This window comes from Enterobacter sp. BNK-8 (assembly GCF_048685095.1).
GTDB classification, from domain to species: domain Bacteria; phylum Pseudomonadota; class Gammaproteobacteria; order Enterobacterales; family Enterobacteriaceae; genus Enterobacter; species Enterobacter quasiroggenkampii.
In genome coordinates, this window is sequence record NZ_JBLQTN010000001.1 from 4447740 (window position 1) to 4460142 (window position 12403).

At 56.4% G+C, this 12403-nt stretch carries 11 protein-coding genes and 1 other annotated feature; of the genes, 9 read left to right on the forward strand and 2 right to left on the reverse strand.

Annotated features, from left to right (window positions below):
• Window positions 1–316: 316 nt before the first annotated feature.
• The 4 genes from dnaA to gyrB are packed head-to-tail and all read left to right on the forward strand — an operon-like array spanning window position 317 to window position 6329.
• Window positions 317–1711, forward strand: coding sequence for a chromosomal replication initiator protein DnaA (gene dnaA / locus ACMGGU_RS21505; protein WP_039267117.1), 1395 nt, complete (start codon window positions 317–319; stop codon window positions 1709–1711).
• Between the two features lie 4 nt (window positions 1712–1715).
• Window positions 1716–2816: a DNA polymerase III subunit beta gene (dnaN, locus tag ACMGGU_RS21510; protein ID WP_008500170.1), complete on the forward strand. Its 1101-nt coding sequence runs from the start codon at window positions 1716–1718 to the stop codon at window positions 2814–2816.
• The gene (gene recF / locus ACMGGU_RS21515; RefSeq protein WP_048030318.1) at window positions 2816–3889 is read left to right on the forward strand and encodes a DNA replication/repair protein RecF; all 1074 of its coding nucleotides are present in this window, start codon (window positions 2816–2818) and stop codon (window positions 3887–3889) included. Before dnaN ends, recF begins: the two co-directional genes overlap by 1 nt.
• Before the next feature lie 28 nt (window positions 3890–3917).
• Window positions 3918–6329, forward strand: coding sequence for a DNA topoisomerase (ATP-hydrolyzing) subunit B (gene gyrB / locus ACMGGU_RS21520; protein ID WP_048030320.1), 2412 nt, complete (start codon window positions 3918–3920; stop codon window positions 6327–6329).
• A gap of 34 nt (window positions 6330–6363) precedes the next feature.
• On the opposite strand, the gene ACMGGU_RS21525 is transcribed toward gyrB, so the two are convergent.
• A complete protein-coding gene (locus tag ACMGGU_RS21525; RefSeq protein ID WP_262805889.1) occupies window positions 6364–7299 on the reverse strand; it encodes a LysR family transcriptional regulator in 936 nt (311 codons plus the stop codon).
• A 110-nt stretch (window positions 7300–7409) separates the two neighbouring features.
• Between ACMGGU_RS21525 and ACMGGU_RS21530 the strand changes: the two genes are divergently transcribed.
• The 3 genes from ACMGGU_RS21530 (at window position 7410) to ACMGGU_RS21540 (ending at window position 10642) form a co-directional block, all read left to right on the forward strand.
• Window positions 7410–8435: a zinc-dependent alcohol dehydrogenase family protein gene (locus ACMGGU_RS21530; RefSeq protein WP_420300900.1), complete on the forward strand. Its 1026-nt coding sequence runs from the start codon at window positions 7410–7412 to the stop codon at window positions 8433–8435.
• Window positions 8436–8549: 114 nt separating this feature from the next.
• Window positions 8550–9362 carry a sugar-phosphatase gene (yidA, locus tag ACMGGU_RS21535; RefSeq protein WP_008500165.1) on the forward strand — a complete coding sequence of 271 codons (813 nt, stop codon included), beginning with the start codon at window positions 8550–8552 and terminating at the stop codon, window positions 9360–9362.
• Window positions 9363–9412: 50 nt separating this feature from the next.
• Window positions 9413–10642: a DUF3748 domain-containing protein gene (locus ACMGGU_RS21540; RefSeq protein WP_420300901.1), complete on the forward strand. Its 1230-nt coding sequence runs from the start codon at window positions 9413–9415 to the stop codon at window positions 10640–10642.
• On the opposite strand, the gene ACMGGU_RS21545 is transcribed toward ACMGGU_RS21540, so the two are convergent.
• Window positions 10639–10971 (reverse strand): YceK/YidQ family lipoprotein, encoded by a 333-nt coding sequence (locus ACMGGU_RS21545; RefSeq protein ID WP_032662055.1) that lies wholly within the window; start codon window positions 10969–10971, stop codon window positions 10639–10641. The two genes, ACMGGU_RS21540 and ACMGGU_RS21545, sit on opposite strands and share 4 nt — an antisense overlap.
• Window positions 10972–11220: 249 nt before the next feature.
• Window positions 11221–11292, forward strand: a sequence feature (ROSE (Repression Of Heat Shock gene Expression) occurs in the 5'-region of heat shock genes and acts as an RNA thermometer to modulate expression.).
• Between ACMGGU_RS21545 and ibpA the strand changes: the two genes are divergently transcribed.
• A complete protein-coding gene (gene ibpA / locus ACMGGU_RS21550) occupies window positions 11286–11696 on the forward strand; it encodes a small heat shock chaperone IbpA (protein WP_008500162.1) in 411 nt (136 codons plus the stop codon). It overlaps the preceding feature by 7 nt.
• A gap of 136 nt (window positions 11697–11832) precedes the next feature.
• A complete protein-coding gene (gene ibpB / locus ACMGGU_RS21555) occupies window positions 11833–12261 on the forward strand; it encodes a small heat shock chaperone IbpB (protein WP_008500161.1) in 429 nt (142 codons plus the stop codon).
• The last annotated feature ends 142 nt before the right edge of the window (window positions 12262–12403 follow it).

Consider the following 12403-nt stretch of genomic DNA (forward strand, 5'->3'; position numbering starts at 1 on the left):
TTAAGCAATAAATTGTCTGTGCTCATTAATTTTTCCAATATGCGGGCTAAATCGTGGGGCACTCGCGCCAGGATCGTTTACACTTAACCGGTTTCTGATCTTCCTGTGGATAAATCGGGAAGAATCTGTGAGAAACAGAAGATCTCTGGCTCAGTTTAGGCTATGATCCGCGGTCCCGATCGGGATCCCAGGATCCTGGTCAGGATAAATTGCAGATAGCAATTCGCACGTCCCCCTTTACACAGGGTCATGCCGATGTGCGCCAACAATCATGAATATTCAATAGTTTTCTTTTATTGTTCGAGTGGAGTCCGCCGTGTCACTTTCGCTTTGGCAGCAGTGTCTTGCCCGATTGCAGGATGAGTTACCAGCCACAGAATTCAGTATGTGGATCCGCCCGTTGCAGGCGGAACTGAGCGATAACACGCTGGCTTTGTATGCGCCAAACCGTTTTGTGCTCGATTGGGTAAGGGACAAATACCTTAATAACATCAATGGACTGCTGAACGATTTCTGCGGGTCAGATGCCCCACAGCTGCGCTTTGAAGTGGGTACAAAGCCGGTCACCCAAACCGTTCGTGAAACCGTGAACGTCGCAGCGCCTGCTCAGGCCGCTCCTGTTCCGGCCCCTCGCGTCGCACCCGCTCGTCAGGGCTGGGATAATGTTCCCGCACCGGCTGAGCCAACCTACCGCTCTAACGTAAACGTGAAACACACGTTCGATAACTTCGTTGAAGGTAAGTCGAACCAGCTGGCGCGCGCGGCGGCTCGCCAGGTTGCTGATAACCCCGGTGGGGCCTACAACCCGCTGTTTCTGTATGGCGGCACGGGTCTGGGTAAAACGCACCTTCTTCATGCGGTGGGCAACGGCATTATGGCGCGCAAGCCCAATGCCAAAGTGGTGTATATGCACTCCGAGCGCTTCGTTCAGGACATGGTAAAAGCCCTGCAAAACAATGCGATCGAAGAGTTTAAACGCTACTATCGTTCCGTTGACGCGCTGCTGATCGATGACATTCAATTCTTTGCCAACAAAGAACGATCGCAGGAAGAATTTTTCCACACCTTCAACGCCCTGCTGGAAGGTAATCAGCAGATCATTTTGACCTCGGATCGTTATCCAAAAGAGATCAACGGCGTTGAAGATCGTCTGAAATCCCGCTTCGGCTGGGGCCTGACCGTGGCGATCGAGCCACCGGAGCTGGAAACCCGCGTCGCGATCCTGATGAAGAAAGCCGATGAAAACGACATTCGCCTGCCGGGTGAAGTGGCGTTCTTCATTGCCAAGCGTCTGCGCTCCAACGTGCGTGAGCTGGAAGGGGCACTGAACCGCGTTATCGCCAATGCCAACTTCACCGGTCGTGCGATCACCATCGATTTTGTGCGTGAAGCGCTGCGCGATTTGCTGGCATTGCAGGAAAAACTGGTCACCATCGACAATATTCAAAAGACGGTGGCTGAGTACTACAAGATCAAAGTGGCAGATTTACTGTCTAAACGTCGTTCCCGCTCGGTGGCGCGTCCGCGTCAGATGGCGATGGCGCTGGCAAAGGAGTTAACCAACCACAGTCTGCCGGAAATTGGGGATGCGTTTGGTGGCCGTGACCATACGACCGTGCTGCACGCTTGTCGCAAGATTGAGCAGTTACGCGAAGAAAGCCACGACATAAAAGAAGATTTTTCCAATCTAATCAGAACATTATCATCGTGACGCTATGAAATTTACCGTTGAACGTGAACATTTATTAAAACCGCTGCAACAGGTGAGTGGCCCATTAGGCGGCCGCCCAACGCTGCCTATTCTCGGAAACCTGCTGCTTCAGGTCGCGGACGGTACGCTGTCGCTGACCGGTACAGATCTGGAAATGGAAATGATCGCGCGCGTTACGCTGACGCAGCCGCACGACGCGGGCGCGACCACGGTTCCGGCACGTAAATTCTTTGATATTTGCCGCGGGCTGCCGGAAGGCGCTGAAATCGCCGTGCAGCTGGAAGGCGACCGTATGCTGGTGCGCTCTGGCCGCAGCCGTTTCTCGCTCTCCACGCTACCTGCTGCGGACTTCCCGAACCTGGACGACTGGCAGAGCGAAGTGGAATTTACCCTGCCGCAGGCGACGATGAAGCGTCTGATTGAAGCCACGCAGTTCTCCATGGCGCATCAGGACGTTCGTTACTACTTAAACGGCATGCTGTTCGAAACCGAAGGTGAAGAGCTGCGTACCGTGGCGACCGACGGCCACCGTCTGGCGGTCTGTTCCATGCCGATTGGCGACTCACTGCCAAACCATTCGGTGATCGTGCCGCGTAAAGGGGTGATTGAGCTGATGCGTATGCTCGACGGTGGCGACACGCCGCTGCGCGTGCAGATCGGCAGCAATAACATCCGCGCTCACGTGGGCGACTTTGTCTTCACATCGAAGCTGGTTGACGGCCGTTTCCCGGATTATCGCCGCGTATTGCCGAAGAACCCGGACAAAACGCTGGAAGCCGGTTGCGATAGCCTCAAGCAGGCGTTTGCACGTGCGGCCATTCTCTCTAACGAGAAATTCCGCGGCGTGCGTCTGTATGTGAGTGAAAACCAGATCAAAATCACCGCCAACAACCCGGAGCAGGAAGAGGCAGAAGAGATTCTGGACGTCACCTACGCCGGGGCTGAGATGGAAATCGGCTTCAACGTTAGCTACGTGCTGGATGTGCTGAATGCGCTGAAATGCGAGAACGTGCGCATCCTGCTGACCGACTCCGTTTCGAGCGTACAGATTGAAGATGCCGCATCACAGTCGGCTGCCTATGTTGTCATGCCAATGAGACTGTAATGTCGCTCACCCGTCTGTTGATCCGCGACTTTCGCAACATCGAGAGCGCGGATCTCGCTTTATCCCCTGGCTTTAACTTCCTGGTTGGCGCGAACGGCAGCGGCAAAACCAGCGTGCTGGAAGCCATCTATACGCTCGGCCACGGCCGGGCGTTTCGCAGTTTGCAGATTGGTCGCGTCATTCGCCACGAGCAGGAATCCTTTGTTCTGCACGGGCGTTTACAGGGCGAGGAGCGGGAGACCGCCATCGGCCTGACCAAAGACAAGCAGGGCGACAGCAAGGTGCGCATCGACGGTACCGACGGTCACAAGGTGGCCGAGCTGGCGCTGCTGATGCCGATGCAGCTGATCACGCCCGAGGGGTTTACTTTACTCAACGGCGGCCCCAAATACAGAAGAGCGTTCCTCGACTGGGGATGCTTTCACAACGAAGCCGGATTCTTTAACGCCTGGAGCAACCTGAAGCGTCTGCTCAAGCAGCGTAACGCCGCACTGCGTCAGGTGACGCGCTACGCCCAGCTGCGTCCGTGGGACATGGAGTTAATCCCTCTCGCGGAACAGATCAGCCGCTGGCGTGCCGAATACAGCGCAGGTATCGCCGAAGACATGGCCGACACCTGCAAACAGTTTTTACCTGAATTCTCTCTCACCTTCTCCTTCCAGCGCGGCTGGGAGAAAGAGACGGACTATGCCGAGGTGTTAGAGAGAAGCTTCGAGCGCGACCGCATGTTGACCTACACCGCGCACGGCCCGCACAAGGCGGATTTCCGCATTCGTGCTGACGGTGCGCCGGTGGAAGACACGCTGTCGCGCGGGCAGCTCAAGCTCCTGATGTGTGCGCTACGCCTGGCACAGGGGGAGTTTCTTACCCGCGAGAGCGGGCGACGCTGCCTGTACCTGATAGATGATTTTGCCTCGGAACTTGACGACGCGCGGCGCGGGCTGCTTGCCAGCCGCTTAAAAGCCACGCAGTCGCAGGTTTTCGTCAGCGCAATAAGCGCTGAACACGTTATAGACATGTCGGACGAAAATTCGAAGATGTTTACCGTGGAAAAGGGTAAAATAACGGATTAACCCAAGTTGAAATGAGCGAGAAACGTTGATGTCGAATTCTTATGACTCCTCCAGTATCAAAGTCCTGAAAGGGCTGGATGCGGTGCGTAAGCGCCCGGGTATGTATATCGGCGACACGGATGACGGCACCGGTCTGCACCACATGGTATTCGAGGTGGTAGATAACGCTATCGACGAAGCGCTCGCGGGTCACTGTAAAGACATCGTGGTCACCATCCATGCGGACAACTCCGTCTCCGTCACCGATGACGGTCGTGGCATCCCAACCGGTATTCACCCGGAAGAGGGCGTCTCTGCGGCGGAAGTGATCATGACCGTCCTGCACGCAGGCGGTAAGTTCGACGATAACTCCTATAAAGTTTCCGGCGGCCTGCACGGCGTGGGTGTTTCGGTAGTAAACGCCCTGTCGCAGAAGCTGGAGCTGGTTATCCAGCGCGAAGGCAAAATCCACCGTCAGCTTTATACGCACGGCGTGCCGCAGGCACCGCTGGCCGTTACGGGCGACACCGACAAAACCGGTACCATGGTGCGTTTCTGGCCGAGCCTCGAAACCTTCACCAACGTCACCGAGTTTGAGTACGACATCCTGGCGAAACGCCTGCGTGAACTGTCGTTCCTGAACTCCGGCGTCTCGATTCGCCTGCGCGACAAGCGTGACAACAAAGAAGACCACTTCCACTACGAAGGCGGTATCAAGGCGTTCGTTGAGTATCTGAACAAGAACAAAACGCCTATTCACCCGAATATCTTCTACTTCTCCACCGAAAAAGACGGTATCGGCGTAGAAGTGGCGCTGCAGTGGAACGACGGTTTCCAGGAAAACATCTACTGCTTCACCAACAACATTCCACAGCGTGACGGTGGTACTCACCTTGCAGGCTTCCGTGCGGCGATGACCCGTACCCTGAACGCCTACATGGACAAAGAAGGCTACAGCAAGAAAGCGAAAGTCAGCGCCACCGGTGACGATGCCCGTGAAGGCCTGATTGCCGTTGTCTCCGTGAAGGTGCCGGATCCGAAGTTCTCCTCACAGACCAAAGACAAGCTGGTCTCTTCTGAGGTGAAATCAGCGGTTGAGCAGCAGATGAACGAACTGCTGAGCGAATACCTGCTGGAAAACCCGTCCGACGCGAAAATCGTGGTGGGCAAAATTATCGATGCGGCGCGTGCCCGTGAAGCGGCGCGTAAAGCCCGTGAAATGACCCGTCGTAAAGGCGCGCTGGACTTAGCCGGCCTGCCGGGCAAGCTGGCTGACTGCCAGGAACGCGACCCGGCGCTGTCCGAACTGTACCTCGTGGAAGGGGACTCCGCGGGCGGTTCTGCGAAGCAGGGCCGTAACCGTAAGAACCAGGCTATCCTGCCGCTGAAGGGTAAAATCCTCAACGTTGAGAAAGCCCGCTTCGACAAGATGCTCTCTTCTCAGGAAGTGGCGACGCTCATCACCGCGCTGGGCTGTGGCATCGGCCGTGACGAGTACAACCCGGACAAACTGCGCTACCACAGCATCATCATCATGACCGATGCGGACGTCGACGGCTCGCACATTCGTACGCTGCTGTTGACCTTCTTCTATCGTCAGATGCCTGAAATCGTTGAACGTGGCCACGTCTATATTGCCCAGCCGCCGCTGTACAAAGTGAAGAAAGGCAAGCAGGAACAGTACATCAAAGATGACGAAGCGATGGATCAGTACCAAATCGCGATCGCACTTGATGGCGCAACCCTGCACGCGAACTCGCACGCTCCTGCACTGGCCGGTGAGCCGCTGGAGCGTCTGGTGTCCGAGTTCAACGCCACGCAGAAAATGATTACGCGTATGGAACGTCGTTATCCGAAAACGCTGCTGAAGGAGCTGGTTTATCAGCCAACCCTGACCGAAGCCGATCTGAGCGACGAGCAGACCGTCACCCGCTGGGTGAACGCCCTGGTGACCGATCTGAACGAGAAAGAGCAGCACGGCAGCCAGTGGAAATGCGATGTTCAGCAGAACGCCGATCATCAGTTCGAGCCGATCGTTCGCGTGCGTACCCACGGCGTCGACACCGACTACCCGCTGGAGCACGAATTTGTGACCGGTCCGGAATACCGTCGTATCTGCACACTCGGCGAGAAGCTGCGCGGCCTGATCGAAGACGATGCGTTCATCGAACGTGGCGAACGTCGTCAGCCGGTAGCCAGCTTCGAGCAGGCGCTGGACTGGCTGGTGAAAGAGTCCCGTCGCGGCCTCGCCATCCAGCGCTATAAAGGTCTGGGCGAAATGAACCCGGAGCAGCTGTGGGAAACCACCATGGATCCGGAAAGCCGCCGTATGCTGCGCGTGACCGTTAAGGACGCGATTGCTGCAGACCAGCTGTTCACCACCCTGATGGGCGATGCGGTTGAACCACGTCGTGCCTTCATCGAAGAGAACGCCCTGAAAGCGGCAAATATCGATATTTAATCGACGTGATACCGCACGATAACTGGCCGCGCTTTTAGCGCGGCTTTTTTTTGGGCGCAGGCATATCCAGCGACATCACGGACGGTAAACGGCTCGCCAGCGTGTCTATGGCGATTCTTACCCTCAGCGGCAGATGCGGCGTCTGCTGCCAGACCGCATGGACGTCAAAATGGACATCCGGCGCCTGCTTCAGGAGCGGGACGAGTTTTCCCTGATGGATTTCTTTAATGGCCATCCAGCAGGGGAGCCAGGCAATGCCGTGCCCGGTCAGCGCCGCGTCGCAGATGGCCTGCAAATCATCCATATTGAGTGATGAACGGGGAGTAAAACTGTGCGAGGTCCCCTCATTATCCATCAGTTGCCAGGAGAGGACTCTGCCTGCGCGCAGATAGTTAATGGCCGTATGATGGGGTAAATCAGCCACGCTTTGCGGCTGGCCTTTCTTCTGCAGATAATCCGGCGCGGCACATAGCACCATGCGGTGTTCCCCCAGCTTTCTGGCGACCAGCACGCTGCTGTCCTGCAGCGTGCCGTTACGCACCGCCATATCAAACCCTTCCTCTACCAGATCCACCACGCGGTCGCTGAACGACATTTCAAGCTCAAGCCCAGGATGTTCCTGCGCCAGTTCAATCAACAGCGGCGCGACACACTGGCGACCAAAGAGCACCGGCATGGCAACGCGCAGGCGGCCGCTGACCTGCTGTTTCCCCGTTTCAAGCAGCGACTCTGCGCCCCGAATCTCCTCCAGCGCGCGCAGACAGCGCTCGTAGAACAGGGCGCCGTTATCGGTGAGCCGCTGGCTGCGTGTGGTGCGCTGAAAGAGCCGTACTCCGAGGCGTTCCTCAAGGCGAGCAATGCTTTTTCCCACCGCCGAGCGCGACAGGTGCAGGCGAACTGCGGCCTGTGCAAAGCTTCCTGCCTCCACGGCAGCGACAAAAACAGGAATATCTTTCAGCGTATCGGTCATGGATTGTATCCATTCAGGCATCAATAAAGAGAAAACTTATCGCCACTGGTGACGAAGAGTCAACGCTAGACTGTCGGTACTGAAGCTTATTTTTATCGCAGGAGAGAAAAATGACAGAGACAATGCAACGCTGGACGATGAACGCCCTCGGGCGCGAGAGGCTCACACTCACTCAGGAGCCCATTCCACAGCCAGGCCCGGGTCAAGTACGCGTGCGGGTGAATGCCGTTGCGCTCAACTATCGCGATAAAATGGTGATTGAAGGCACGATGCCGATTCCGCTCTCCTTCCCGTTTACCCCCGCGTCTGACATGGCGGGCGTCGTAGACAGCGTTGGTGAAGGCGTCACGCGTTTCCAGCCTGGCGCTCGCGTTATCTCAACCTTTTTCCCGGAGTGGATCGACGGTAAACCGCAGGCGGACGCGCGCAATTTGCCCTATAAAACGTCCGGTGGATACTTCCAGGGAATGCTGGCCGAGTATGTGATTGTGAAGGAAGACGCGCTGGCGGCATCGCCGGAAACCCTGGATGACGCAGAGGCCAGCACCTTACCCTGTGCAGGGCTTACCGCCTGGTTCGCGCTGGTGGAACGCGGCCAGCTGCGCGCCGGACAGTCGGTGCTGGTACAGGGGACGGGCGGCGTGGCGATTTTCGCCCTGCAAATTGCCAAAGCGCACGGCGCAGAGGTATTTGTCACCTCGGGGAGCGATGAAAAGCTGGCGTTGGCCAAAAAACTGGGGGCCAGCCAGGGCATCAACCGCCTGAAAGGCGACTGGGCTGAAAATACGCTGGCACTGACGCAGGATCGCGGTATCGACCATATTATTGAAACCGTGGGCGGGGAGAACCTGAAGCACTCCCTGCGCGCCGTTGCCGTTCATGGTCGTATCTCGGTCATTGGCGTGCTGGCCGGCACTGACATTTCGCTCTCTGCTGGCGAACTGTTGCTGAAATCTCCCGTCATTCAGGGGATCGGTGTAGGACACCGCAGGGCGCTGGAAGATTTCGTCCGCGCTGTTGATGTCACCGGCCTGAAACCCGTGATTGAGCATCGCTACCGTTTTAACGAGCTTGAACAGGCACTTGAGCATCTGGATCGCGGTGCGTTTGGTAAAATCGTTCTCACTCGCGAGTAGGTCTTTATTCCCCGGGAGAAGCGTAAAAGGGGGCTTTTGTTGCGCAATATAGCTCTATTTTTGTGTGCTTAATCGCGTTAGCATGAGGCAGCACTCATTTATCCCGGGGAACTCATGGCTATCAAACTTATTGCAATCGATATGGACGGCACGCTGTTGCTGCCAGACCACACTATCTCTCCAGCCGTTAAGAACGCGATCGCCGCGGCACGCGCCAAGGGTGTGAATGTGGTCCTCACCACGGGGCGTCCGTATGCGGGCGTGCACAGCTACCTGAAAGAGCTGCACATGAATCAGCCTGGCGACTACTGCATCACCTATAACGGCGCGCTGGTACAGAAAGCCGCGGATGGCAGTACGGTTGCGCAAACCGCGCTGAGCTACGATGACTACCGGTTCCTGGAAAAACTGTCCCGTGAAGTGGGCTCCCACTTCCACGCCCTCGATCGCAATACGCTTTACACCGCCAACCGTGATATCAGCTACTACACGGTACATGAATCCTACGTGGCGACCATTCCGCTGGTGTTCTGTGAAGCCGAGAAAATGGATCCGGCCACCCAGTTCCTGAAAGTGATGATGATCGACGAGCCGGAGATCCTGGATAAAGCGATTGCGCGCATTCCGGCCGAGGTGAAAGAGAAATACACCGTGCTGAAAAGTGCGCCGTACTTCCTTGAAATCCTCGATAAACGCGTCAATAAAGGCACCGGCGTGAAATCGCTGGCCGACGCGCTGGGCATCAAGCCGGACGAAATCATGGCGCTGGGCGACCAGGAAAACGACATCGCGATGATTGAATTCGCGGGCATGGGCGTGGCGATGGATAACGCCATTCCGTCGGTGAAAGAAGTGGCTAATTTTGTCACCAAATCTAACCTCGAAGACGGCGTGGCTTACGCCATTGAGAAGTTTGTGCTGAACTAAACACCCGCTTGCTATACCCTGATGCGATAACAGCGCATCAGGGTATCCTCATGAAACAAATCACCTTCGCTTCCCGCAACCACCAGCTGACCAACATCAATACCTGGACGCCGGACAGCCAGTGGCTGGTCTATGACGTGCGCCCGTCAGGTGCATCGTTCACCGGAGAAACCATCGAGCGGGTCAACGTCGGCACGGGCGAGGTAGACGTGGTTTACCGCGCCACTGACGGCGCGCACGTTGGCGTGGTGACCGTTCATCCTGCGCAAGAGAAATACGTCTTCATCCACGGTCCGAAAAACCCGGATGCAGACTGGCACTACGATTTTCATCATCGTCAGGGAGTGATTGCGCATCACGGTCAGGTGAGCAACCTGGACGCGATGGATATCACTTCGCCGTACACCCCTGGCGCGCTGCGCGGCGGCAGCCACGTCCATGTCTTCAGCCCGAACGGCCAGCTCGTCAGCTTTACCTATAACGATCACGTGCTGCACGTGCGCGACCCTAAACGTGATTTACGCAACGTCGGCGTGGCGGCGCCTTACGGCCCGGTGAACCCGCAGGGGAACCATCCTCGTGAATACCCGGGGACTTACTGGAGCGTGCTGGTCAGCCGCACGACGCCCAACCCGCAGCCGGGCAGCGACGAGATTAACCGCGCCTATGAAGAGGGCTGGGTGGGCAACACCAGGCTGGCGTTTATCGGCGATACCCTTTCTGCGCAGGGCGAAAAAGTCCCGGAACTGTTTATCGTCGACCTGCCGGAAGAGAAGCAGAGCTGGAAACGCGCGGGCGATGCGCCGCTGCAGGGCACCGAAGAGACCCTGCCAGCTCCGCCTGCTGGGGTGAAGCAGCGTCGTCTGACCTTTACGCATCAGAGGGCCTATCCGGGCCTGGTGAACGTGCCACGTCACTGGGTTCGCAGCAACCCGCAGGGAACGCAGATCGCGTTTCTGATGCGCGACGATAACGGCATTGTGCAGCTGTGGCTGATCTCGCCTGAGGGCGGCGAGCCGCGCCAGCTGACGCAGACCGCGAGCGGTATTCAGTCTGCGTTTAACTGGCATCCGGCGGGTGACCGACTGGGGTTTGTGCTCGAAAACCGGATCGCCTGCTGTGACGCGCAGACTGGAGAGGTGACGTTTTTGACGTCCGATCACGGCAATCCGCCGTCTGCTGATGCCGTCGTGTTTTCTCCGGACGGGCGCTTTATCGCGTGGATGGAAGAGACAGGAGGTTTCCGTCAACTTTGGTTAACGGAAACCGCGCAGAACTAGCGTGGAGGCATGTCAGCGGGCGGGATAACGGCGTTTGTCGCCAGATTCTCCTGCTCGCTTTTTTCTACCCGTGAGCGCACGGAGTTGTCCTTACGAAACATATCCCACGGTAGCAAAAGCGTATCCGCCACAGCCGTAAACGGCATATCCAGGATAACCAGGGATTTGGTGCCCCAGTTTGTATCGTCATCGGAGATCATCGCCGCGCTGGCGCGCGTCCCCGGATATGTTCCTTCTTTACCGCCGGTGTGAGACATCACGCTCGAACACCCGCAAAGTAAAACAACCCCGCTGAACGTCGTCAGCTTTATCAGAACATTTTTCATCATCACTCAGTCATCGTTAATGGCACTGCATAGACCTGCAACTCAGGGTTATAACGAGCCTTAACCAAAATGGATAGCCCGATAACCCCGCACTGTGGCAGCCATCGCAATTTAACCCTTTGTGCTGTTGTCCCAGTCTAAGCGAGATGCAGGAAAGTGCAAAAAAAAGTGCAGTCGTCGCGCTTGAAAAGCCCGGTTGCAGACCCATTTTAAGAATACGACCCGATAACGAACTCGCCTGATGGGTGTTCGGGGGGCGCAAAGGCCTGTCCATGGTGGAAGGCTTAATTTTCTCGCTGATTTCAGGAGTTTTATTTATGCGTAACTTCGATCTTTCTCCGCTATACCGTTCTGCAATTGGTTTTGACCGCCTGTTTAACCATCTAGAAAATAACCAAAGCCAGAGCAACGGCTACCCTCCATACAATGTTGAGCTGGTTGATGAAAACCACTACCGCATCGCCATTGCCGTCGCCGGTTTTGCAGAAAACGAACTGGAGATCACCGCGCAGGACAACCTGCTGGTGGTGAAAGGTTCCCATACGGCCGAGCAGAAAGAACGTACCTACCTTTACCAGGGCATCGCTGAGCGCAACTTTGAACGCAAGTTCCAGTTAGCCGAGAACATTCACGTGAAAGGCGCGAACCTGGTCAACGGCCTGCTGTTTATCGAACTGGAACGTGTGATTCCGGAAGAGAAAAAACCGCGTCGTATCGAAATTAACTAATTATGCGGGTCGCGCGAGCGGCCCACCCAGACTTGCTTGCCGTAACGGGAGCATATGCGAATCCATCCGGATTTGCAGGAACAACTGCGCACAAAATTAAACTTTGCCGAACTCGCTTCTCAGAAGGAGATTTAGTATGCGTAACTATGATTTATCCCCCTTACTTCGTCAGTGGATTGGTTTTGACAAACTGGCTAATGCCCTGCAAAACACCGCTGAGCAACAGACGTTTCCGCCGTACAACATCGAAAAAAGCGACGATAACCACTATCGCATCACCCTGGCGCTGGCCGGCTTCCGTCAGGAGGATCTGGATATCCAGCTCGAAGGCACGCGTCTGACCGTGAAAGGTACGCCGGAGAAACAAGAGACCGAGACCAAATGGCTGCATCAGGGGCTGGTTAATCAGCCGTTTAGCCTGAGCTTTACTCTGGCAGACCATATGGACGTCTCCGGCGCAACGTTTACCAACGGGCTGCTGCATATTGACCTGACCCGTAACGTACCGGAAGCCATCGCGCCACAGCGTATCGCCATTAGCGACCGGCCGGCGTTAAACAGTTAACAATCCCACCGAACCTGTAGGTCGGGTAAGGCGCAGCCGCCACCCGACACCGCTCACAGACCGCACAAGGCCCTGCCCCGGCAGGGCTTTTTTGTGCGCCATCGCCCATACAACCGCCCACGGCTCTGAGAGAATCCTTAGC